23 protein-coding genes are annotated in these 23,088 nt (G+C 63.7%); 9 read left to right on the top strand and 14 right to left on the bottom strand.

Annotated features, from left to right (window positions below; translation table 11 throughout):
- Nucleotides 1-297: 297 nt before the first annotated feature.
- The 6 genes from ahcY to GM909_RS00770 form a co-directional block, all read right to left on the bottom strand.
- Nucleotides 298-1,698: an adenosylhomocysteinase gene (gene ahcY / locus GM909_RS00795; RefSeq protein WP_157014286.1), complete on the bottom strand. Its 1,401-nt coding sequence runs from the start codon at nt 1,696-1,698 to the stop codon at nt 298-300.
- A gap of 162 nt (nt 1,699-1,860) precedes the next feature.
- A complete protein-coding gene (locus tag GM909_RS00790; RefSeq protein ID WP_157014285.1) occupies nt 1,861-2,163 on the bottom strand; it encodes an HPr family phosphocarrier protein in 303 nt (100 codons plus the stop codon).
- Nucleotides 2,160-2,561, bottom strand: coding sequence for a PTS sugar transporter subunit IIA (locus GM909_RS00785; RefSeq protein WP_157014284.1), 402 nt, complete (start codon nt 2,559-2,561; stop codon nt 2,160-2,162). Before GM909_RS00785 ends, GM909_RS00790 begins: the two co-directional genes overlap by 4 nt.
- A 154-nt stretch (nt 2,562-2,715) precedes the next feature.
- Entirely contained in the window at nt 2,716-3,177 is a 462-nt protein-coding gene (locus tag GM909_RS00780) for an HPr kinase/phosphorylase (protein WP_198174069.1), read from the bottom strand.
- Nucleotides 3,178-3,198: 21 nt separating this feature from the next.
- Nucleotides 3,199-4,950: a sensor histidine kinase gene (locus tag GM909_RS00775; protein WP_235911546.1), complete on the bottom strand. Its 1,752-nt coding sequence runs from the start codon at nt 4,948-4,950 to the stop codon at nt 3,199-3,201.
- Between the two features lie 55 nt (nt 4,951-5,005).
- Complete coding sequence (locus GM909_RS00770; RefSeq protein WP_157014281.1) at nt 5,006-5,707, bottom strand: response regulator transcription factor; 702 nt, start codon at nt 5,705-5,707, stop codon at nt 5,006-5,008.
- Between the two features lie 346 nt (nt 5,708-6,053).
- On the opposite strand from GM909_RS00770, the gene GM909_RS00765 reads away from it, so the two are divergent.
- Complete coding sequence (locus GM909_RS00765) at nt 6,054-7,664, top strand: phosphoenolpyruvate carboxykinase (RefSeq protein WP_157014280.1); 1,611 nt, start codon at nt 6,054-6,056, stop codon at nt 7,662-7,664.
- A gap of 78 nt (nt 7,665-7,742) precedes the next feature.
- Here GM909_RS00765 and GM909_RS00760 read toward each other — a convergent pair whose 3' ends face one another.
- Both GM909_RS00760 and GM909_RS00755 read right to left on the bottom strand, forming a co-directional pair.
- Entirely contained in the window at nt 7,743-8,192 is a 450-nt protein-coding gene (locus GM909_RS00760) for a DUF2852 domain-containing protein (protein ID WP_157014279.1), read from the bottom strand.
- Between the two features lie 253 nt (nt 8,193-8,445).
- Complete coding sequence (locus tag GM909_RS00755; RefSeq protein WP_157014278.1) at nt 8,446-9,459, bottom strand: 1-aminocyclopropane-1-carboxylate deaminase; 1,014 nt, start codon at nt 9,457-9,459, stop codon at nt 8,446-8,448.
- Nucleotides 9,460-9,616: 157 nt separating this feature from the next.
- Here GM909_RS00755 and GM909_RS00750 point away from each other — a divergent pair, with 157 nt between their 5' ends.
- The gene (locus tag GM909_RS00750) at nt 9,617-10,081 is read left to right on the top strand and encodes an Lrp/AsnC family transcriptional regulator (protein ID WP_157014277.1); all 465 of its coding nucleotides are present in this window, start codon (nt 9,617-9,619) and stop codon (nt 10,079-10,081) included.
- 78 nt (nt 10,082-10,159) lie between these two features.
- On the opposite strand, the gene GM909_RS00745 is transcribed toward GM909_RS00750, so the two are convergent.
- On the bottom strand, nt 10,160-11,566 hold the full coding sequence (locus GM909_RS00745) for an aminotransferase-like domain-containing protein (protein ID WP_235911544.1): 1,407 nt from the start codon (nt 11,564-11,566) through the stop codon (nt 10,160-10,162).
- 120 nt (nt 11,567-11,686) lie between these two features.
- Here GM909_RS00745 and GM909_RS00740 point away from each other — a divergent pair, with 120 nt between their 5' ends.
- Nucleotides 11,687-12,547, top strand: a complete 861-nt coding sequence (locus tag GM909_RS00740; protein WP_157014276.1) for a DMT family transporter — start codon at nt 11,687-11,689, stop codon at nt 12,545-12,547.
- 6 nt (nt 12,548-12,553) lie between these two features.
- Here the strand turns inward: GM909_RS00740 and GM909_RS00735 are convergent, their stop codons facing one another.
- Nucleotides 12,554-13,183: a LysE family translocator gene (locus GM909_RS00735; RefSeq protein WP_157014275.1), complete on the bottom strand. Its 630-nt coding sequence runs from the start codon at nt 13,181-13,183 to the stop codon at nt 12,554-12,556.
- 177 nt (nt 13,184-13,360) lie between these two features.
- Between GM909_RS00735 and GM909_RS00730 the strand changes: the two genes are divergently transcribed.
- A complete protein-coding gene (locus tag GM909_RS00730) occupies nt 13,361-13,642 on the top strand; it encodes a hypothetical protein (protein ID WP_157014274.1) in 282 nt (93 codons plus the stop codon).
- Complete coding sequence (locus GM909_RS00725; protein ID WP_157014273.1) at nt 13,632-14,381, top strand: DUF4336 domain-containing protein; 750 nt, start codon at nt 13,632-13,634, stop codon at nt 14,379-14,381. Before GM909_RS00730 ends, GM909_RS00725 begins: the two co-directional genes overlap by 11 nt.
- Nucleotides 14,382-14,398: 17 nt before the next feature.
- On the opposite strand, the gene GM909_RS00720 is transcribed toward GM909_RS00725, so the two are convergent.
- Nucleotides 14,399-15,172, bottom strand: coding sequence for an alpha/beta hydrolase (locus tag GM909_RS00720; protein ID WP_157014272.1), 774 nt, complete (start codon nt 15,170-15,172; stop codon nt 14,399-14,401).
- A gap of 410 nt (nt 15,173-15,582) precedes the next feature.
- Here GM909_RS00720 and GM909_RS00715 point away from each other — a divergent pair, with 410 nt between their 5' ends.
- A complete protein-coding gene (locus tag GM909_RS00715; RefSeq protein WP_157014271.1) occupies nt 15,583-17,205 on the top strand; it encodes an MFS transporter in 1,623 nt (540 codons plus the stop codon).
- A 91-nt stretch (nt 17,206-17,296) separates the two neighbouring features.
- Here GM909_RS00715 and GM909_RS00710 read toward each other — a convergent pair whose 3' ends face one another.
- The 3 genes from GM909_RS00710 to GM909_RS00700 form a co-directional block, all read right to left on the bottom strand.
- Entirely contained in the window at nt 17,297-18,787 is a 1,491-nt protein-coding gene (locus GM909_RS00710) for an amidohydrolase family protein (protein ID WP_235911542.1), read from the bottom strand.
- Nucleotides 18,788-18,857: 70 nt separating this feature from the next.
- The gene (locus GM909_RS00705; protein ID WP_235911540.1) at nt 18,858-19,682 is read right to left on the bottom strand and encodes an IclR family transcriptional regulator domain-containing protein; all 825 of its coding nucleotides are present in this window, start codon (nt 19,680-19,682) and stop codon (nt 18,858-18,860) included.
- Entirely contained in the window at nt 19,682-20,545 is an 864-nt protein-coding gene (locus GM909_RS00700; RefSeq protein ID WP_157014270.1) for a dioxygenase family protein, read from the bottom strand. The genes GM909_RS00705 and GM909_RS00700 overlap by 1 nt, the downstream gene beginning before the upstream one ends.
- Before the next feature lie 131 nt (nt 20,546-20,676).
- Between GM909_RS00700 and GM909_RS00695 the strand changes: the two genes are divergently transcribed.
- Genes GM909_RS00695 through GM909_RS00685 form a run of 3 tightly spaced genes read left to right on the top strand, consistent with a single transcriptional unit; the run spans nt 20,677 to nt 23,075 of the window.
- Complete coding sequence (locus GM909_RS00695; protein ID WP_157014269.1) at nt 20,677-21,486, top strand: citryl-CoA lyase; 810 nt, start codon at nt 20,677-20,679, stop codon at nt 21,484-21,486.
- A gap of 8 nt (nt 21,487-21,494) precedes the next feature.
- The gene (locus tag GM909_RS00690; protein WP_157014268.1) at nt 21,495-22,640 is read left to right on the top strand and encodes a CaiB/BaiF CoA transferase family protein; all 1,146 of its coding nucleotides are present in this window, start codon (nt 21,495-21,497) and stop codon (nt 22,638-22,640) included.
- A 30-nt stretch (nt 22,641-22,670) separates the two neighbouring features.
- Nucleotides 22,671-23,075 (top strand): YciI family protein, encoded by a 405-nt coding sequence (locus tag GM909_RS00685; RefSeq protein WP_157014267.1) that lies wholly within the window; start codon nt 22,671-22,673, stop codon nt 23,073-23,075.
- The last annotated feature ends 13 nt before the right edge of the window (nt 23,076-23,088 follow it).

Here is a 23,088-nt window from a genome sequence, read left to right as displayed (position 1 = left end):
CTCTCCGCCGGACGTCGTGTCGCCGCCCGGCTGCGTCGCGCTTCTGGGGCGCCATGCGTCCATTCGGACGCACAATGGACGCCCTGTCACTTGGCGCCGACGCATCATGCTTTCCGAAAACCGATTCCGATTTTCGGGCCGATGCGCCGGGCGATCCCGCCGCAGGACGCCCGTCAAAGCGAATCACCCTACTGTACCGGGCCGGCGAATCGGCGTGAAGAAGGCAGCGTCACAAAATAATGCCGGGCGATATGTCAATCGCCCGGCATCTATATATTGTAGTCTGCTGACAGCAAATCAGTAGCGGTAGTGTTCCGGCTTGAACGGACCTTTCGGTGTCACTCCGATATAGGAGGCCTGTTCTTCCGACAGCGTCGTCAGATTGACGCCGAGCTTGTCCAGATGCAGCCGCGCCACCTTCTCGTCGAGGTGCTTCGGCAGCACATAAACCTCGTTCTTGTACTGCTCGCCCTTGGCCCACAGCTCGATCTGCGCCAGCACCTGGTTGGTGAATGACGCCGACATGACGAAGCTCGGATGACCCGTCGCGTTGCCCAGGTTGAGCAGGCGGCCTTCCGACAGCAGAAGAATCCGCTTGTCGTCGGGGAAGGTGATCATGTCGACCTGCGGCTTGATGTTGGTCCATTTGAGATTGCGCAGGGCGGCCACCTGAATCTCGTTGTCGAAATGGCCGATGTTCCCGACGATCGCCATGTCCTTCATCTTGCGCATGTGATCGATGGTGATGACGTCCTTGTTGCCGGTCGTGGTGATCACGATGTCGGCGGTCGGAGCAGCGTCGTCGAGGGTGACGACCTCGAACCCGTCCATCGACGCCTGCAGGGCGCAGATCGGATCGACCTCGGTGACCTTGATGCGCGCGCCGGCGCCGGCGAGCGAGGCGGCCGAGCCCTTGCCGACATCGCCATAGCCGCAGACCACGGCGACCTTGCCGGCCATCATGACGTCGGTGGCGCGGCGGATACCGTCGACCAGCGATTCCTTGCAGCCATACTTGTTGTCGAATTTCGACTTGGTGACCGAGTCGTTGACATTGATGGCCGGGAAGGGAAGCAGGCCCTTTTTCTGCAGCTGGTAGAGCCGGTTGACGCCGGTGGTCGTCTCTTCGGTCACGCCCTTGATCGCTTCGCGCTGGCGGGTGAAGAAGCCGGGCGTCTCAGCCATGCGCTTCTTGATCTGCGCGAACAGCACTTCCTCTTCCTCCGACTCGGGCTTGGACAGCACGTCCTCGCCGGCCTCGGCGCGCGCGCCGACCAGGATGTACATGGTCGCGTCGCCGCCGTCGTCGAGGATCATGTTCGAAGGTTCGCCGCCCGGCCACTGGAAGATCTGGTCGGTGTAGCTCCAGTAATCCTCGAGCGACTCGCCCTTGACCGCGAAGACCGGCGTGCCGGTCGCGGCGATGGCCGCGGCGGCATGATCCTGGGTGGAGAAGATGTTGCACGAGGCCCAGCGCACATCCGCGCCGAGCGCCTTCAGCGTTTCGATGAGAACGGCCGTCTGAATGGTCATGTGCAGCGAGCCGGTGATGCGTGCGCCCTTGAGCGGCTGCGCCTCGCCGAACTCCTCGCGGCAGGCCATCAGGCCCGGCATCTCGGTTTCGGCGATGTCGATCTCCTTGCGGCCCCAGTCCGCGAGACCGATATCGGCCACAACATAATCCAACTTCTCAGACATGGAATTCGCCTCCAGACGTATTTTTGTTCGAGTTCAAGTGAACACAGCCCGCACCGCCGTGCGGGACAATCGGGGGCTTCCCTAACAGATCGGGCGCGCTCCGGCAACAAGACATAAGGAAATCTTTATTCGTGCATATGGGCGTGGCGATCGGCCGACCGGTCAGCACTCCTCGCCAAAACGGTTGGCCACCAGCACCGCCAGCGCCTCCAGGGCGGTGGCCGCCTCCGGCCCCCTGGCGGTCACCGTGACGGCGGTTCCGGGGCTCGCGGCCAGCATCATCAGTCCCATGATGGATGTCGCACCGACTTCGACGCCATCCTTCTCGACCGTTATGTCGGCATCGAAACCGCCGGCCGTCTGGACGAATTTCGCCGAGGCCCGCGCATGAAGCCCGCGCCGGTTGACGATCTCGATGCGGCGGCGCAGCGCGCCGTCGTCCGACGTTGCAGGCTCGACGCTCATTTGCCGCTCAGGAGCTTGCTGGCGACGTTGATGTATTTGCGCCCCGCCGTCTGCGCGCTTTCCAGCGCCGCACCCATGTCTCCGGTGGTGCGCACGCTGGTCAGCTTGATCAGCATCGGCAGGTTCATGCCGGCAATGACCTCGACGCGCTCGGGATCCATGACCGAAATCGCCAGGTTGGAGGGCGTGCCGCCGAACATGTCGGTCAGGATGATGACGCCGGCCCCCGTGTCGGCCCGGCGCACGGCTTCCACGATATCGTGACGGCGCTGCCCGATATCGTCCTCGGCACCAATGGCGACCGTTTCGAAATGTTCCTGCGGACCCACGACATGTTCGACGGCCTGGCGGAATTCCTCCGCCAGCCTTCCATGCGTGACGAGCACGAGTCCGATCATGCGTGCGTGGCTCCCGTCGTCGCTCATTCGCGACTGTACACAATCTGGCATCTTCGCCGGCTGGCTCCGGCCCCTTGCAACAGGAGCGCTATCTTGTCGACGCAAAATCCGTTGACAAGCCCAATTTTCGTGGAATGTGCGTCATTCGTGCGGTTCACGCAACGTGAGCCGCGTTTCGCGGCCGCGGCGCGTGCTTGCGCAATTGCCCGAGGATCAGCCGCCCGGCGACCTCGGCGCTTCGCGCCGGCAGTTCCAGGTGCGGCAGTTCGACGCCGCAGCATGGGGCGGTGCGGGCGGGCGGCATGCGTTCGGCCCGACCGTCCGTCAGGGTCACGACCAGGTCGATGACGGCATGCCCGGCATGGTCGACGCCGACGATGCCCAGCCCGTGCAGTTCTGCCATTCCGGCTATGTTCGGCGGGGCGGCGGCGACCAGCCGGCCGTTGACGGCGCAGACCAGCACCTGGTCGTCGGCGACGAAGGCCGCGCCGTGCCCGAAGGCCAGGCAGCGCTCGATCAGCGCGAAGGCCAGGGTGGTCTTGCCCGAGCCTGGCGCACCTTCGATCATGACGCCGCGATCGCCCAGGACGACGCATGTCGCATGGCGGTTGTTCATGTGTGCGGTTCGCATGCTGCTCTAGCTTTCCGCCGGCAGTTTGACGATGAAGCGTGCCCCGCGGATGTCGCCCGGCTTGGAGCCGGCGATGTTCTCGGCCGTCAGCGTGCCGCCATGAGCCTCGACGATCTGGCGGCTGATCGACAGGCCGAGGCCCGAATTCTGTCCGAAAGCTTCCGATGACGGGCGGTCGGTGTAGAAGCGCTCGAAGATGCGGTCGATGTTCTCGGCCCGGATTCCGGGGCCGTTGTCCTCGACGGCGACGGTGACAAAGCCGGCCGTGCGGGCCAGCGAAACATCGATGCGGCCACCCTGGTCGGGAACAAAGGAGCGGGCGTTCTCGATCAGATTGGTGATCACCTGGCCCAGCCGCAGGTCGTGGCCAGTGACGGTGAAGCCCTTGGCGGTTTGGACCGGCTTGTCGATATTGAGGGATATCTGCACCGGCTTTTTGTGATGTCCGGCCTCGCGCGAGATCGCCACCAGGTCCTCGACGAATTTCCGCATCTCGACGCGCCCGGCGTCCTCGCGGGCGAGTTCGGCATCGAGACGCGAGGCGTCGGAGATGTCGGTGATCAGCCTGTCGAGGCGTCGCACGTCGTGCTGGATGATCTCCAGGAGGCGTTCGCGCGAGGATTCGGTCTTGGCGAGCGGCAAGGTCTCCACGGCGCTGCGCAGCGAGGTCAGCGGGTTCTTCAATTCGTGGGCCACGTCGGCGGCAAAGCTCTCGATGGCCTCGATGCGCGCATAGAGCGCGTTTGTCATGCCGCGCAGTGCCGTCGACAGATTGCCGATCTCGTCCTGGCGGTGCGAGAAATCGGGGATCTCCTCGCGGTTCTTGATGCCGCGGCGAACCCGCACGGCGGCGGCCGACAGCCGGCGCAGCGGGTTGGCGATCGTCGAGGCGACGATCATCGACAGGATGCCGAAGACCAGTGCGGCGACGCCGAAGACGCGCAGGATCGACAATTTCTCCGCCATGTCGATCTTGTCGATGTCGCCGCCCTGGGTGGACAGGAGCAGGACGCCGAGGACGGCGCGAAACCGCTGCACGGGCACGGCGACCGAAACGATCATCTCGCCATGCTCGCTGATGCGCACGACGAAGCCGGGGCTGCCCATGAGCGCGTTCATGACCTCCGGATAGGCGGCCCCATTGCCGCCGGGCTGTTCCTTGTAGACGGGAAGGTCCGTGCGTCTGAACAGCCCGATGACGTATTTCTTCGCCTGATCGAACAGTCCCGGTTCGGCCCCCTCCAGCGGCGGCAGGTCGTAGCGCAGGATCTGACCGCGCGAATAGAGATGGCGCGAATCCAGAAGCAGATTGGCGTCGCGGTCATAGATGCGCGCGCGGGTGCGCGTCGGCGAGATCAGGCGTCTGAGAACCGGGGCCACGCGCTCGGGGTTGATCGGAAAGTCGAGGCTTTCGAGCTGTTCGGTGCCGGGCGCGATACTCTGGCCGGCCTGCAGCTCAAGGAGCTTTTCGGGATCGACGGTGATCGTGTCGGTCTCGACCGTCGCCGAGGCGGCGATGGCCGCGGCGATGATCTCGCCCTGTGTCATCAGGCTTTCCACCCGCGCCTCGATCAGGCCGTCGCGATACTGGTTGAGATAGAGAATGCCCAGGACCAGCATGCCGAGCGCCGCCAGATTCAGGATCAGGATGCGGCGCGTAAGGCTGGAAAAGACGTGATGGCCGAAGAACCGGCGCAGCGGCACCGTGAAGGGGCGCATGATGGAGCGCGCCCGCGACGACGCCGCGCCGCCGTTCATCGACGGTTTTCTGGTCTCCGCTACCATCTCTCACCCGGGCCAACCGGCCGCGCGGTCACACCTCGCGGAACCGGTACCCCACCCCGTACAGCGTTTCGATCATGTCGAACTCGTCGTCGACAGCCTTGAACTTCTTGCGAAGTCGCTTGATATGGCTATCGATCGTCCGGTCATCAACATAAACCTGCTCGTCATACGCCGAATCCATCAGCGCGTCACGACTTTTGACCACGCCGGGGCGCTGGGCGAGCGAATGCAGGATGAGGAATTCGGTCACGGTAAGCGTGACGGGCTGGCCCTTCCAGGTGCAGGTGTGGCGCTCCTGGTCCATGACCAACTGGCCGCGTTCCAGCGAGCGTGCCTGCTGATTGGGCGACTTGGCCGCCGTTTCGCGCGCATTGGCGCGGCGCAGCACCGCCTTGACCCGCTCGACCAGCAGGCGCTGGGAGAACGGTTTGCGGATGAAATCGTCGGCACCCATCTTGAGGCCGAACAGTTCGTCGATCTCGTCATCCTTCGAGGTCAGGAAGATGACCGGCATATCCGACTTCTGGCGCAGCCGGCGAAGCAGTTCCATCCCGTCCATGCGCGGCATCTTGATATCGAGGATGGCGAGCGTGGGCGGACGCGCCGCAAACCCCTCGAGCGCCGATGCGCCATCTGTGTAGGTCTCCACGCGGTAGCCTTCGGATTCGAGCGCGATCGAGACCGAGGTGAGGATGTTGCGGTCGTCGTCCACCAGAGCGATTGTAGCCATGTCGAGCGTTTCCCTCATGAGCGCGCGTCCCTTCGTGGTTCAGGCAGACGCGGTATTGGCGGACAAATTGGGTACAAAATGTGGCATATGCCATGGCCCGTGTCACATCGTCTCGCCTCCGGCCTCGCGCAACCCGCGCGCCGGGTCGTCGCGCCGCCCCGCCAAAGGTACGTCCAGCGGACGCATCTTTAAACGATTTAAAAGTTTTTCAAAATTTTTAATCGATTAAATATTTGATAATGAAAGGTTTTTCTGTTTCTCCCCTAGATGTCGACTGTCATCGGACCTCGGTCCACAGCGCCGGTTTGTCCGGCATCCATAAGGAACAAGACTGGAGTTTGGGAGAATGGAAGAAATCGGCAAGCGCAATCCCGCATGCGGGATTGAAAGTGCGGGCCTCGAGCAACTGGGCACCGTGCACTACAATTTCGGCGCTGCCGATCTCTATGAGGAGGCGATCCGGCGCGGCGAGGCGCGCCTGTCGGCGCATGGCACTCTCGTCGCACTGACCGGCCAGCATACGGGCCGCTCGCCGAAGGACAAATTCGTCGTGCGCGACGACAACACGGCCGACGAGATCTGGTGGGACAACAACGCCCCCTTCACGCGCGAGCAGTTCGACGCGCTGTTCGCCGATTTCCGCGAGCACGCGCGCGGTCGCGACCTGTTCGTCCAGGACCTGATCGGCGGAGCAGATGAGCAAAACAGCCTGCCGGCGCGCGTCGTCTGCGAATACGCCTGGCACGCCCTGTTCATCCGCAACCTCCTGATCCGGCCCGAGACGGCGGCACTCGAGAGCTTTCTGCCGAAGCTCACCATCATAGACCTGCCCACCTTCAAGGCCGATCCGGCGCGCCACGGCACCCGCAGCGAGACGGTGATCGCCGTCGACCTGTCGCGCATGGTGGTGCTGATCGGCGGCACGTCCTATGCCGGCGAGATGAAGAAATCCGTCTTCACGGTGCTCAACTACCTGCTTCCCGGGCGCGGCGTCATGCCGATGCACTGTTCGGCCAATGTCGGGCCATCGGGTGATGCGGCCGTGTTCTTCGGCCTTTCGGGCACCGGCAAGACGACGCTTTCGGCCGATCCTGCGCGCACGCTTCTGGGCGACGACGAGCATGGTTGGGGCAAGGACGGCATCTTCAACTTCGAAGGGGGGTGCTACGCCAAGACGATCAAGCTGTCGGCCGAGGCCGAGCCTGAGATCCACGCAACCACGCGCCGTTTCGGCACGGTGCTGGAAAATGTCGTGCTCGACGAGGCCCGCGTGCCCGATTTCGACGACGGATCGCTGACCGAAAACGCGCGCTGCGCCTATCCGCTTCATTTCATCCCCAATGCCTCCGATACGGGCCGGGCCGGGCATCCCAGGAACATCATCATGCTGACGGCGGACGCCTTCGGCGTTCTGCCGCCGATCGCCAAGCTGACGCCGGCGCAGGCGATGTACCACTTCCTGTCCGGCTACACGGCCAAGGTGGCGGGCACGGAGAAGGGGCTTACCGAGCCGGAAGCGACGTTCTCGACCTGCTTCGGCGCCCCCTTCATGCCGCGCCATCCGTCCGAATACGGCAATCTGCTGCGCGAACTGATCGCCGAGCACAAAGTCGATTGCTGGCTGGTCAATACCGGCTGGACCGGCGGGGCCTACGGCACCGGCTCGCGCATGCCAATCCGGGTGACACGCGCCCTCCTGTCGGCGGCTCTCGACGGTTCGCTGAAACAGGCCGGGATCCGTACCGACCCGAATTTCGGTTTCGCCGTGCCGGCCACGGTCCACGGCGTCGACGCGGCCATTCTCGACCCGCGCTCGACCTGGACCGACAAGGCCGCCTACGACGTGCAGGCGAAGAAGCTGGTCGGCATGTTCATCGACAATTTCGAGAAATTCGAAAGCCATGTCGACGCCGACATCCTGGGCGCCGCGCCGCGGCCGAGCGAGGCGGCCGAATAGCGCCCGAATGGGATCATATAAAAGCAAACGGCGCCGGGGGAACGGCGCCGTTTAATATTCTCACCGATGTGAGAAGGGTCACTCCTCGACGAGGTCGGTCGAGGAATCGCCGTTCGGCTTGTCGTCCTTGCGGCGCTCGTGCTCCTTCATGAAGCGGTCGAACTCCTGCTGGTCCTTGGCCCGGCGCAACTCGCGCATATAGGAGTCGAACTCCTCGCGCATCTCGTCGAGCTTGCGGCGCTCTTCGGACAGGCGTTCCAGTTCCTTCTCGCGCCATTCGTCGAAGGCAACGTTGCCGGTATGGCTGTAACCCCGGTGGCGGCGATGATGGCGCCCGCGGTGGCGGCAGGAAGCAAAGAAGCCGTCCGTCGCCTGGTTGACGTCGCGCTTGAACATCTCAAGCCGATCGCCCCACAGGATGTAGGCTAGCATGGCCAGACCAAGAGGCCAGAACACCATGAAGCCGAGCACCATCAGCGCAATGGTCGCCGGCGTCCATGCCGGTCTGATCAATGCATGTGTGTTCATTTTCTCCCGTTCCTCTGTTCAGGGGGCATTCCGGCCGGTCTGCACCATTTCGAAATGGGAATGGCATTTTGAGGATTCAAGGCGGAGCCGGCGAAAACCGGTCAGATGATTGAAATAGCAGGAGAAAATGCGCCAGAGCGCCAGAACATGTCCCGCTCAAACGGAACTGTTTGAGCGAAAGGTACATGTTCCAGCATATTGATCTGGCGCGCATATCTTTGCTTCAAACGTCCCCGTTTGAAGCGAACGCGCGCTATCCGTTTCGGTACAGGTAGCTGTAGCCGTTGATCGCCGGCACGCCGCCGAGATGGGCATAAAGCACCTTCGAGCCGGCGGGAAAGAACCCCTTTCCGACGAGATCGATCAGGCCCTGCATCGATTTGCCCTCATAGACCGGGTCGGTCATCATGCCTTCCAGGCGCGCGGCAAGCCGGATCGCCGCGTTGGTGTCGTCCGACGGCACGCCATAGGCCGGATAGGCGTAATCCTCGTTCAGCACGACGTCGTCCGGCGCGATTTCCTGCCCGAGTTCGACCAGCTCCGCCGTGTTGCGGGCGATCTCCAGCACCTGCGCCTTGGTCTGGGCCGGCGTTGCGGAGGCGTCGATGCCGATGACGTTGCGCTGCCGACCGTCCATGGCGAAGCCGACCAGCATTCCGGCATGGGTCGACCCGGTGACGGTGCACACGACCACATAGTCGAAGGTGAAGCCGAGCTCGGCCTCCTGCGCCCGCACCTCTTCGGCAAAGCCGACAAAGCCCAGGCCGCCCAGCGGATGGACCGAGGCGCCGGCCGGGATCGCATAGGGTGTGCCGCCCTTCGCCTTGACGTCCTCGATGGCGTTCTCCCAGCTTTCGCGGATGCCAATGTCGAAGCCTTCGTCGACGAGTTCGACATCGGCGCCCATCACCCGGCTCATCAGGATGTTGCCGACGCGGTCGTAGACGGCATCGGGAAACGGCACCCAGCTTTCCTGCACCAGCCGGCATTTCATGCCGATCTTGGCGGCGGTGGCGGCGACCTGCCGCGTGTGGTTCGACTGAACGCCGCCGATCGTCACCAGCGTGTCGGCGCCAGAGGCGATCGCGTCGGGCACGATATATTCGAGCTTGCGCAGCTTGTTGCCGCCGAAGGCGAGACCGGAATTGCAGTCCTCGCGCTTGGAATAGATCTCGACTCCGCCGCCGAGATGGGCCGAAAGGCGGTCCAGCTTCTCGATCGGCGTCGGACCGAAGGTGAGTGGATAACGGGGAAATTTCTCGAGCATGGGTCGTGGGCTCCGGTTGGCGATTTGCGCGGATACTACCGTGGAGCCTGCGAAAAGTGCTCTCGAAGTTCGAGCTTTTGTAATACAATGATATGCGGCGATGGCGGCAAGATGATGATAATCGATCAATCATTGCAGCAAATAGAAAGATTCTTCCATGCCCGCTGACCTCGACCGGATCGACATGAAGCTCCTGCGTCTGCTCGGCCGTGACGGGCGGATGGCCAATGCCGAGCTTGCCAGGCGTGCCAACATCAGCCCGGCGACCTGCCATCGTCGAACGCAGAGGCTCTTTGCCGAGGGTTATGTGCGCGCCGTGCGTGCCGAGATCGATCCGCAACGCGTCGACCGCGGCGCACTGGTGATGGTCGGCGTCGTGCTCGACCGGTCGACGAAGGAAAGCTTCGCTGCCTTCGAGGCGGCCGCACGACGCCTGCCCTTCCTGCTCGATTGCCATCTGGTGGCCGGCGATTTCGACTATTTTCTCAAGATCAGGGTGCGCGACATGGCCGAGTTCAACCGGCTGCATGGCGACCAGCTGATCGGCTTGCCGGGTGTGCGCCAGACCCGCACCTTCTTCGTCATGAAGGAGGTGGTGGATAACGCGCCGCTGGATTTCTGAGGCTCCATGGGTGCCCCAGATTCAGTTGCACGGCATTGCGCGGGGTCCGGCTTCGTTGTGCCGGCCTCGCCGTCTCGCTCAACCCTGTTCTTGTGCTTTCGACAAGGCGCGCTCCAGCACGGCGAACACCCGGTCGTCGCCCATTTGGGCGACGTTGAAGCGCATGAAGCTTGAGGCCGATTGCGAGATGCTGAAGACGTCGCCGGGTGCCAGCACGACATTCTCGCGAAGCGCGGCACGGGCGAGCGACGCCGCATCCCGGCCGTCGGGCAGGCTGCACCAGAGATAGAACCCGCCGCGCGGCATCAGCCAGGGCACAATACCGAGCCTCATAAGCTTTGCCGCCGTGTCGCGCCGGGCGCGCGCCAGCCGCTGGCGCAGCGCCTCCATGTGCTTGCGGTAGCTGCCGTCGCCGAGGGCCGTCAGGATGAGTTCGGCCGCCAGAGGACTGACACCGCCGAAGCTGGTCGCGACCTGGAAGTCGATCAGCGCGTCGATCCAGTCGGCCCGGGCGGCGATGTAGCCGCAGCGGATCGAGGCCGACAGGGTCTTGGAGAAGCTGCCGATGCGGATCACGCGCGACAGGCCGTCGAGCGCGGCGAGGCGCGGCGACGGTTCGGGCTCGAAGTCGGCGAATATGTCGTCCTCGACGATCGTCACGTCATGCGCGGCCGCGATGTTCGCCAACCGGTGGGCGACCTGCGGCGAGAGGGTCGCGCCGGTTGGATTATGAAGCGCGGAGTTGGTGATGTAGAGGCGCGGACGATGCGTTGCCACGGCTTCGGCAAAGCGTTCCACATCCGCCCCGGCGGGCGTGTAGGGAACGCCGACGATCACCGCCTGATGGGCGCGCAGAAGGGCCTGGAAATTGAAGTAGCAGGGATCGTCGACGAGCACAGCGTCGCCGGGCCTGATAAGAAAGCGGCAAATGAGATCGATCGCCTGCGTGCCCGATGTGGTCAGCAGGATCTGGTCCGGACTCGCCTCCAGGCCTTCGCCGGCAAACTGGCGCGCCAGCAGGCGGCGCAGCGCCAACGGCCCGCGCGTCGCGCCATAGTCGGCAAGCAGCGCATCGTCGGCTCTGGCCGCGCGCCGGATGGCGCGGCGGATCGCGGCGTTAGGCATCCAGTCGGCCGGCAGCCAGCCGCAGCCGGGCTTGGCCACCCCAGCGTCGGCATCGAGCGACTGCCTCGAGACCCAGAAGGGATCGAGCGCCCGGTCGAGCTTCGGGCCGATCTCGGCCAGCGCCAGCGGCGGTGCGGCGTTCGCGACATAGAAGCCGGAGCCCTGCCGGGCCCTGATCAGCCCCTCGGCGGCAAGGCGGTCATAGGCCTCGACCACGGTCGAAGGCGAAACACCCATCGTCGCGGCGAAGGCGCGGATCGAGGGCAGCCGGTCGCCGCTGGCCAGCGCGCGGCCGGCGATCCTGGTGCGCACCGCGTTCATCACCGCACCCGTGCGTGTTGCCGTTTCCGCCTGCGCCATCGTCGTTCTCCGATAACTGTATGGTAATCGTGGCCAATACAGTTTGGTGCAATTGTACTGAAGTGTATCTGTCCGCGCCAGCCTCGCCCGGCTACCAAACCGACGAGGACTGGAGGTGTCATGAAGGCGACGACGGCAGGGTGGGGCAGCGGGCTCCTGGGTGTGATGATCTTCAGCGGGTCGCTGCCGGCGACGCGCGTGGCCGTCGGCGGCTTCACGCCGCTGTTCTTGACGTCGGCGCGGGCGGTCGTTGCCGCACTGCTCGGACTGGCCCTGCTCTGGGGGCTGCGACAGAAGCGCCCGGCACGGGGCGACATCGTGTCTCTCGGCGTCGTCGCGCTGGGCGTCGTCATCGGCTTCCCGCTGCTGACGGCGCTGGCACTGCAGCACATCACCTCGGCGCATTCGATCGTTTTCATCGGGCTTTTGCCGCTTTGCACGGCGATTTTCGGCGTGTTGCGCGGCGGGGAGCGGCCGAAGCCGGTGTTCTGGCTGTTTTCGATCGCCGGCAGCCTGCTGGTTGCCGGTTTTGCGCTGGCCGAGAGCGGTCCCGGCTCGCTGACGGGTGATCTTCTGATGATCGCGGCTGTCCTTCTGTGCGGTCTCGGCTATGCCGAGGGCGCTGCGCTGTCGCGGCGGCTCGGCGGCTGGCAGGTCATTTCCTGGGCGCTGCTGCTTGCGCTCCCGGTGATGGTGGTCTTGGCGCTGGCGACGCTTCCGGTGGACTGGAGCGTGGTCGAGGCGCCGGCCTGGATCGGGCTCGCCTATGTCTCCGTCTTCAGCATGCTGGTCGGCTTCGTCTTCTGGTATCGCGGGCTGGCGCTCGGCGGCATTGCCGGCGTCGGGCAGTTGCAGCTTCTGCAGCCCTTCTTCGGACTTGCGCTGGCCGGGATGCTCCTCGGCGAGCCGGTCGCCTGGACGATGATCGCCGTCACCGTGCTCATCGTGCTTTGCGTTGCAGGCGCCAGGCGCTTTGCGTGAGTGGGATCAGCGTTCCTGCAGCGCCAGACGGGCGGCCAGGGCGCAATAGACCGATCCGATCACCGGGCCCTGCCATCGCAGCACGACCGGGTGGCGGCGCAGGAGAGTGCCGAGACGGCCCGCGCACACGGCAAATATCACCGTGCTGACGAGGCCCAGCAGGACGAAGACGACGCCCAGGACCGTCAGTTGAAGCACGACCGATCCGTTTTCCGGCCGAACGAATTGCGGCAGGAAGGCGAGGAAGAAGAGCGCCGTTTTCGGATTGAGGACCTCGGTCAGGATCGCTTGCCGGAATGCCTTGCCCGCCGAGATGGGAAGCGCGCCACCGGCTGCCGGATTTACCGGGGTTCTGTCGAGAATGGCACGAATGCCGAGATAAACGAGATAGGCTGCGCCGATATATTTGATGATGCTGAACAGCAGCGCCGAGGCGGCGATGACCGCGGAAATGCCGACGATCGCCATGAAGGTGTGCACGACGTCACCCGCCGCAATGCCGGCGCCGGTCGCGATGCCGACCCTCGTGCCTGAACTCGTCGCCCGCGCGACGGTGAGCAGCGTGGCCGGACCCGGAATGAAGACAAAGCCAAGCACGATGGCGACATATGCTATCAGTGTGGTCGGATCGATCATGGGCCGGCCCTTCGATGCTGTTCGGTTCACACAAGCCACTTCTGCGGCCAAAAGACAATGACCGGTTTTCGCCGGGCATTCGAACTGGCTTGCCGCGTGAGCGGAGTTGCGTCAGGCGACGGCTATGTCGAAACAGGCCGGACATGTTCGACGGCTTTGTGGTAGGGGCGGGGTGTCATGGACATTCTGATCGTTCTCTTTCTCGTCTTTGTCGCGCTGCCGTTTCTGCTCTTGATATGGCTGCCGGGCTGGAAGTCCTTTGCCGTGGCGGCGGTCCTTCTTCTGGGCCTGTCGGTGTGGTTCTGGGTCGGCGTGGCGACGATGCCGCCGCGAACGGGCACCGGCGCTGCGGTCGTCGGCTTGCTGCGCTACGCCTTCGCGGCGTCGGTCCTGGCGGGCATCGCGATCAAGGCCGTGTGGCTCCACAATCGGCGTAGCGGGGCAAGAAATGCCCGATGACGGGCAGGCCACCTATCCGCCGCTCAACACCCTGAAGGGCGTGGCCGACAATCTGTGGATCGTCGACGGGCCGATCATCCGCTTCGGCATGCCGTGGCCCAAAATGTCGTTCCCGACCCGAATGACGGTGATCCGCCTTTCCGACGGCACACTCTTCGTCCATTCGCCCACGTCTCTGGTGCCGCAACTCAAGGCGGAAGTCGAGAATGTGGGATCTCCGCGCTGGCTCATCGGCCCGAACCGCATTCATTACTGGTGGATCCCCGAATGGCGCGCCGCGTTTGCGCAGGCCGACGTCTATCTCGCTCCGCGCATCGAGGAGCAGGCCGGCGATCGCATCGATTTCGATTATCGCGCGCTTGGCAGCGACGGCGGATATCCGTGGGATGCGGAAATCGCCACGCTTGCCGTGGCGGGCAGCTACATGACCGAGTTCGTCTTCTTTCATCGCGCAAGCCGTACGCTGATCCTCACCGACCTGATCGAGAATTTCGAGCCGCGCAAGGTGGGCTCGATCCTCATGCGCTGGCTCACCCGGCTGGGCGGCGTTCAGGATCCGGACGGGCAGATGCCGCGCGACATGCGGCTGACATTTGCCAAGCACAGGCCGCAATTGAAAGCAGCCATCGAAACGATGATTGCGTGGGACCCCGAGCGCATCGTCATCGCCCATGGCCGCTGGTACGAAGAAAATGGCGCGGACGAATTGCGCCGCGCCTTTCGCTGGCTTCTCGACTAGGTCTCGGTCCGGCTTGCTCAGCCGGTCTGTTCGACCATCGCCGCGACGCTGCGCGTCAGAAGCTCCAGGTCTTGCGGTCGCGACAGGCGGTGATCGCCGTCTTTCACCAGCGTCATTGTCACGTCGTCGGCCGGCAGGTGCTCGACCAGTTTGAGCGCGTGCGCGTATGGCACGTCCGGGTCCGCCATGCCCTGCAGGATATGCACCGGGCAATGCGTCTCGATGATGCCGTCCAGCACCCGGTTTGCCCGCCCGTCCTCGAAGAGCGCCCGCGTATAGATATTCGGGTCGGGCGAATAGTCCGAATATTCCTCGAAATAGCCCATTTCCGCCAGGTCGCGGCGATGCGCCTCACTCAGTTGCGGCTCCATCAGCTCGATCGTGAAATCGGGCGCCGGAGCAAGCAGGATCAGGCCGGCGACGCGCTCGCCCAGGCCCTGCCGGTTGAGCTCCTGGACCATGCGCAGCGCGATCCATCCGCCCATCGACGAACCGACGAGGATCTGCGGTCCTTCCGTGAATTTATCGAAGACCGCGAGGCTTTCGCCGAGCCAGCGCGAGATCGTTCCCTCTTCGAAGGCGCCGCCGGATTCACCGTGGCCGGAATAGTCGTGCCGGACAGAACCATGGCCGGTCTCGCGCGCCCAGGCATCGAGCGTCTCGGCCTTCGTGCCAAGCATGTCCGAGCGGTAGCCGCCGAGCCAGACGAGGCCGGGTGCACGCCCGTTGCGCCGCCGCACGGCGATCCGGTCGCCGTCGACATCGAGGAATTCGGCTGCGGTTTCAGACATGGTCGATACCTCCGGCGGGCTTTCTGGCACAGAGGGTGCTGTTGCGATAGCCCCATGCAATGCCGGGCGCTTTGCCACAGCCAAGGCAACGCGTTTCGCTATCCGCCAATCGTCATTGGATCTGGATTCACAGCCCTGAGGCAGCGGGGAGAGCGATGGGGAACCGGAAGGAGCGACAGTCGATGCCGAGGAGGAGGCGCCTTGAGCGGAAAGTTCATTGTGAGAATTCCAAAACGGACGCGATGGCCTCCATGGCGTTTCCAGAAATGAAGGCAGGGCGAGCCTGCCTGTGGAGGGGGCAGTTCCACCTCAAGGCCAACTTGGCGCGTAGTGGAAGAGGACTGTTTCAATTCAGCCGCGAAAGGTTCTAAGCTCCGGCGCAATCACCTTGTGAATACGAGCGCCAGTCGTTGCTTCCCACCTTCGCACCGTTCGAGAACAGGAATTTTCGCTACCTCTGGGGTGCAACCCTGGTGTCGAATCTCGGCGGGCTGATCCAGGCGGTCGCGGCCGGCTGGGTGATGACGACGATCACCGATTCGCCGGGCATGGTCGCTCTCGTCCAAGGCGCGACGACCTTTCCGATCATGCTTTTCTCGCTCGCTTCGGGCGCGCTCGCCGATAATTTCGACCGGCGTGGCGTCATGCTTGCGGCCCAGATAACCATGATGGTGACGTCCGCTGCCCTTGCGTTGACAGTGTATATCGGATCAATCACGCCGTGGCTGTTGCTCGCCTTCACCTTCCTCATCGGCTGCGGAACGGCACTCCACAATCCCTCATGGCAAGCGTCGATGGGTGACATCGTCAAGCGCGACGATATTCCCGCTGCGGTGATCCTGAACAGCATGGGGTTCAACCTCATGCGAAGCATCGGTCCCGCAATCGGCGGTCTGATCGTGGCCGTGGCGGGCGCGGCCATCGCATTTGCAATCAATGCATTCAGTTATCTGCCGCTCATCTACTTTCTCGGTCGTTGGCGCCCGAACTACCCGGCGCGCAATCTGCCGCGCGAAAACTTTCTGAGCGCAATCTCTGTGGGCCTGCGTTACGTTTCGATGTCGCCCAACTTGCTGATCGTGCTGTTTCGCGCCTTTCTGTTCGGGCTATCGGCTGTGGCGGTTCTGGCGCTGCTTCCAATCGTGGCAAGCGACATCCTCGCTGCTGGCGCGCTGACCTATGGTGGACTGCTTGGCGCCTTCGGCGCCGGAGCGATTATCGGCGCATTTGCCAACGCGCAGATCCGCGCCCGCCTTGGCAATGAAACCATCGTCCGAATTGCCTGCCTTGTATTTGCCCTGAGCATCGGCGCGCTGGGGGTCAGCCGCAATGTGGTGCTTAGCCATCTTCTTCTTCTGCCCGCCGGCGCCTGCTGGGTGCTGTCACTGTCGCTGTTCAATGTGACGGTCCAACTGTCGACGCCGCGCTGGGTGGCCGGGCGCGCTCTTTCAATCTACCAGACCGCAACCTTCGGCGGCATGGCCATAGGAAGCTGGCTGTGGGGCGCGGTCGCCGACGGACAAGGGCCGTCCGTGGCCCTGATCGGCGCGGCCGCGGGTTTGATGCTCTGCTCGGCAGTCGGACTGCTCTTCGCCGTTCCAGCCTTCAGCTCGCTCGACCTCGACCCCCTCAACAAGTTCAAGGAACCGGCGCTAAAGCTGGACCTGAAGGCGCGCAGCGGACCGATCATGGTCATGGTCGATTATGTTGTCGATCAGGACGACGTGCCCGACTTCCTGGCCGCCATGGCCCGTCGGCGCCGCATCCGTATCCGCGATGGAGCGAGGCAATGGGCCCTGTTGCGCGACCTCGAGCATCCTGAGCAATGGACGGAGAGCTATCATGTTCCGACCTGGGTCGAGTATGTCCGCCATAATCAGCGGCGCACGCGCGCCGACGCCGAGGTGACGGAAATCCTGCGCAAGCTCCACAAGGGCCCGGAATCGCCGCGCGTCCACCGGATGATCGAGCGGCAAACAGTGTCGCCCCGCGACGACGACATACCGCTCAAGCACTACCCCGAAATTCACTGAGCATTGGCATTGGTGAAGGAGGTATTGCTCAAGGAGCGAGGGGCAGTCGGGGTCAGGCTGCCCGCCGCCGGCGTTGCCGGTTTCTCGGCTTTCACGCGCGAAACAGGTTCCTTTCTATGCCGGCCTTTTCGAAGAGATAGTCGCGGCTGGCCTCCAACTCGCGGCGCAGCTTCTCGATATCGAAGCCGAGAAGCTGGCCTTGCCACTTCTTCACCTTGCCGGCGACCATAACCGTGTTGACATTGGTGCGGTCCATGAGCGTGACGACCGCGCCCGGCACATTGTTGAGCGGGGCGACATTAATCGCCTCGGCATCGAGCAGGATCACGTCCGCGGCCTTGCCCGGCGTCAGGCTTCCCGTGACGCCGTCGAGCTTCAGGCCCCTGGCGCCTTCGATCGTGGCATGGCGGATCGCGTCGAGGCATTGCATGAGCTCGGGATAATCCTCCTTGCCCGCCAGCGCGGCCTCGTTGACGAACATGCGCTGCAAGGTCATCAGCGAGCGCATCTGGGTGAACATGTCCGCCGTCATCGTGCATTCGACATCGGAGGAGAGCGAAATCCCCATGCCGCGGTCGATCGCCTTCTGGATCGGCGGTGTCCCGTGACGCATATGCATTTCAATCGGCACGGCGAGCGACACGTGCGCGCCGGCGTCGGACGCGTATTTCCAGCCGTCCTCCGACATGCCGGTCATGTGAATAAAAATGTTGTCCTCGCCGAACCAGCCCTTGGCGCCGATTTCATCGAAGGTCGGCTGCATGCCGAAGGTGCCGACCACGTGAAGCGCGATCGGAAGCCCCAGCTCGCGGCCCACCTCCCATGCCTTCTCATAACCCGGCAGATAGATCTCGCCGCCCATCACCATGGTCAGCATCTGATCGTCCGAGGAGAACCATTGTTTCCTGATGCGGCGTGCATCTTCAGGATAGCGGGCGCGCTCGCCCCAGCCCTCGAAATAGCCGAACACGCCGCGTCGACCGGCATCGCGCAACCCTTCTATCGCGGCGTCGGAGTGCTCGGGGCTGTGATGGATCTGCGAAACGTCCATCACCGTGGTGACACCGGCATCGAGCTGTGCGATCCCGCCGAAGAGCTCGTTGATATAGACGTCCTCGGGGCGGTAGACCATCGAGAAGGTCTGAAGGACCGTTTCATAGTAGTTCGACGCATTCACCGGGCGTCCGTCATTGACGAGAATGCCGTGCGCCAACTGGCTGCGCAGCGCCGTCTCGAACTGGTGGTGGTGCGTGTCGATAAAACCCGGCATAACGATCTTGCCGGCAGCGTCGATCACCGCCGCATCGGGCGCATCGATATGGGCGGCGACCTGCGTTATCAGGCCGTTCTCGATCAGGACGTCGCCGCACGCGAAATTGCCGACGGCATCGTCCATGGAAAGCACCGCGCCGCCCTTGATGAGGATTTGCCTGCTGCCGTCGGCGAGGCCTTCGGGAATGGTCGCCGCGGCTGCCGCCTGTGCGGAGACGCTGCCGATGCCGGCAGCGCCTCCGCCTCCACCCCCGCCCGTGGCCACCATCTGGGGAACATGACGCCGTGTCGGATGCGGCCATCCCGCCATTTCTGGGTCACATAGCCTGCACATGTTCATTCCTCCCTTTTTCTTCTTTGGTTCACGCAGTCGCCGCGCGTCAGTTGCGCAGCACGTTCGCCAGGACCGGGTAGCGGCCGAGCTGGCTTGCGATGTGAGATGCCGTGGCGCGCAGTTCCGGCAATCGCTCCGCGACCAGCTTTTCCGGAGTCACCAGCCCGGTGTAGCCGGAGCTGTTGATCGCCGCGATCGTCCGGCCCTCGAAATCCCGCACGGGAACGGCGAGCGCCGTGATGCCGTAATCGAGCTGGTCGACCGTGGTCGCATAGCCGTTTTCGCGCACCTGCATCAGTTCCTCGCGCAGGTGGGCCTTGTCGAGACAGGTCTTGGAGGTGAGCGCTACCGGCTCCAGCGTCTCCAGCCAATCGTCGAGTTCGTCGTCCGGCTTGGCCGCGACCAGGACACGGCCCATGGAGGTGGCGAATGCCGGATAGGCGGCGCCGGCCACCGCCGCTGCGCGGCGCGCACGCTGGCGCGAGTGGTGCGCGACATAGATGACCGAATGGCCGTCCAGCGTCGCCACCGACGAGGCATCGCCAAAGCGCTCGACCAGCGAACGCAGATCCGGCTGCAGCACTTCGTCGATGCGCGCCGAGAAATAGAAGGCCGATCCCAGCGCCATGACTTTCGGACGCAGATGAAATCGCTTGCCTTCCTGACCGACATAGCCGAGCGCCTTGAGCGTCAGCAGGCTGCGGCGGGCCGCTGCCGGCGACAGGTTCACCCGCTTTGCGACCTCGCTCAGCGTCATGTCGGGGTGGCTCTCGTCAAAGGATTCGAGGATGGCCAGGCCTTTGGCAAGCGCCTCCACGAATTCGGCGGGGCGGTCGTCCTTCGTCTCCTTGGGCGGCGTCAGCATCGTCATCAGCCTTGCGGGGCAAGCACGAAGTCGTATTCGATCAACGCATCCGGCTTGCCATCGAGTTCGAAGCCCAGCCCCTCGATGTCTTTGGCCGGCTTGACTTTCGCAACCAGCGAATTGCGGACCCCGAAGACCGCGTCGGCGTCGATATATTCGGCGTTTTCAAAGAAGACTTCCGTGGTGATGGAACGCATACCGGGCGCGCGCACGATGTAGTGAAGATGGGCGGCGCGCCATGCGTGCCTGTCGCCGGCGCGAAGGAGCTTGCCGACCGGCCCGTCATAGGGAACGGTATAAGGCTTCGGCAACACGGTCGTATAGTAGTAGCGGCCCTCGTCGTCCGTCGTGAAGATGCCGCGCAGGTCGTATTTGTCCTGCCCGTGCTCCTGTTCCTGGATCGGGTAGGTTCCCGACGAATCGGCCTGCCAGGTGTCGACCACCGCCCCCGGCAGCGGCTTGTGCAGAATGTCCGTCACCTTGCCGTGGACCAGCACCTTGGCTCCTTCGCGACCGTCGCCCAGATCGGCGCCGAGCTTCATGCGGGGCGCGTTGTCCAGATAGAATGGGCCCAGGTTGGAGCCTTCGGTCGCACCGCCGCGCGTGTTGATCATGTCGACCAGCGCCGAAAAGCCGAGAACGTCGGAGAGCAGAATATATTCGTGCCGCTCCGGCGTGGAGATCTGCCCGCAGTCATAGAGGAAGTTCAGCACACCCATCCATTCCTCGTGGGTGAGGTTCATTTCACGCGTGTAGTCATGCAGATGGTCGATCAGGCCGTGCAGCAGCTTTTCGAAGCGGCTGCCCGGCTCCGTTCGAAAAGAATCCTTCACGGCCTGCGTGATCGTGAACTGATTGATGTCGGGCATTTTTCTCCTCCGCTCGGACGTGCTGGCCTTCCCGGAGAACGGGATGGGCGGGTTTTTATCTTGACGCGAGCGTAGTCGCTCCATAATCTTTCGACAAGTGAAAAGTTTTTCGGATAGCGAAAAGTTGTAACATGCGCATTGGCAAACAAGACAACGCCCTCACCGCAATCGCCACCTCGGACGCGGACACCATCACGGTCCGCGGCGAGGACCTATGCGAGGACCTGATCGGAAAGATCGATTTCACCGACTATTTCTGGCTTCTCGTCATGGGCTCCCGTCCGACGGACATGCAGCGCAAGATGATGGATGCCTGTCTGGTCGCCATCGCGGAGCACGGGCTGGTGCCTTCCGTGCAGGCGGCGCGGATGACGCTCGCGGCCGGGCCGGATGCCTGGCAGGGCGCGATGGCCGCCGGCCTGCTCGGCATGGGCAGCGTGGTGGCGGGCAGCTCCGAATCGGCGGGGCGCTACCTTGCCGAAATCATCGCCAGTGCAGAGGCGGAAGGAAGCGATATCGAGACGGCGGCGATCGCCAGCCTCGAGGAACTGAAGGCGCGACGGCAAAAGGTGCCCGGTCTCGGCCATCCCCAGCACAATTCGGGCGATCCACGCGCAAACCGTCTTCTTGCCGTTGCCGGCGAACTCGCCATCTCGGGAAAACACATCGAGACGCTGCACATCCTTGCCCGCCACGCGCCCACGATTATCGAGCGTCCGCTGCCGATCAACGTTTCGGGGGCGATCCCGGCGACAATCCTCGATGCCGGCTGGCCGCTCGAGGCCCTCAAGGCCGTGCCGCTGCTGGCGCGTGCGGCGGGGCTTTCGGCGCATCTCTACGAGGAACAGCAGCGGCCGATCGGTTTCATCATGTCGCACAAGGCTGATCTGGCCATCGGCTATGACGGCGCTCTTTCGGGCCGCGAGAGCAAGAAGGACTGACGATACCCATGGTGAAAATTCTCAAGGACGTGCGCGTCGTCGAGCTTGGAACATACATCACGGGTCCGGCCGCCGGCATGCATCTGGCCGATCTCGGTGCCGATGTGATCAAGGTGGAACGCCCGGGAACGGGCGATCCGTTCCGCGCCTTCAAGGGCGGTCTCTACTCGCCGCATTTCCAGACCTATAACCGCAACAAGCGCTCCATCGCCCTCGACACCAAGGATCCCGGCGATCGCGGCACGCTGTATGACCTTATTTCCACCGCCGATGTGTTCATCCAGAATTTCCGACCGGGCGTCGCCGAGAAACTCGGTGTCGGAGAGGAGGATCTGCGCAAGATCAACCCTTCGCTCGTCTATTGCGCGATCTCCGGCTTTGGAACGTCCGGCCCGGCGCGCGACCGGCCGGTCTATGACAGCGTGGCGCAGGCGGCGAGCGGCTATTTGCGGCTGCTGACGCCGCCGGTGAAGCCGCGTGTCATCGGGCCGGCGATTGCCGACGCCGTCACCGGCCAGTATGCGGCGATGGCCGTCCTCGCCGCCCTTCTGGAGCGCACCAAAAGCGGCAAGGGCAGGCGCGTCGACATCTCCATGCTGGAGGCCATGGCGCATTTCAACCTGGACAGCTTTACGCATTATTTCTCGGTCGGCGAGGTCATGGGGCCTTTGTCGCGTCCGGTCGTGTCGCAGTCCTACACCTTCGAATGCAGCGACGGTAAGTGGATAGCCTTCCACCTCTCCTCGCCCGCCAAGTTCTGGGACGGCCTTCTGCAAGCGACCGGCCAGGAACAGCTCAACGAGGATCCGCGCTTTTCCGAACGCCTTGCCCGCATCGATCATCAGGACGAATTGATCGAACACTTCACGCCCGTCTTCAGGACGAAGCCTCGCGACGAATGGTGCCGGCTGCTCGAAGAGGCGGAGGTGCCTTATTCGCCGGCCTATGATTCCAACGAGGCGCTGGAAGATCCCCAGGCGGCGCATCTCGGCATCAAGGTTTCCGCCGAACATCCTGAGATAGGTACCTTCACCACCGTGCGCGCGCCTTACAATTTCGACAACAGCCCGCAGCGCGAAGTCGTGCCGCCGCCGATGCTCGATGAGCACGGCGAGGAAATCCGCGCGGAAATTGCCCGCAGGAAAGCCGGCTAACGCAAATGAGCTGAGAATGGGAGGTGCGACATGAGCGACGCCGACGACCTCAAATCGGTGCCTGCCGCAGGGGTGAAGGAAGCAAGCAAGGCGATGCTGCAAATGCAGCTCTACGCCATTTTCACCACCCCCACCGACGGGCTGGGCGCAGTCTTCGCGAACCTGGAGGAACATCTCAAATTCCAGGTCGAGCTCGAGCGCAAAGGCATCATGTTCGCTGCCGGCCCGATGTGGACCGATGACGAACAGAGCTGGGAAGGCGAAGGTCTCGTCGTCATTCGGGCCGCTTCGCGCGAAGCGGCGATCGAGATTGCTAGAGCCGATCCGATGCACAGGTCCGGGGCCCGCAACTTCAAGGTCCGGCCGTGGATGATCAATGAAGGGTCGTTGACGCTGCGCTTCGACTTTTCAACCCAGGCGTTCGGGATGTCCTAATCACTTCAAGGGA

This window comes from Mesorhizobium xinjiangense (assembly GCF_009749525.1).
Taxonomy (GTDB): Bacteria; Pseudomonadota; Alphaproteobacteria; order Rhizobiales; family Rhizobiaceae; genus Mangrovimarina; species Mangrovimarina xinjiangensis.
Note: the sequence above shows the minus strand (reverse complement) of the source record. Positions and strands in the feature narration are given on the sequence as shown.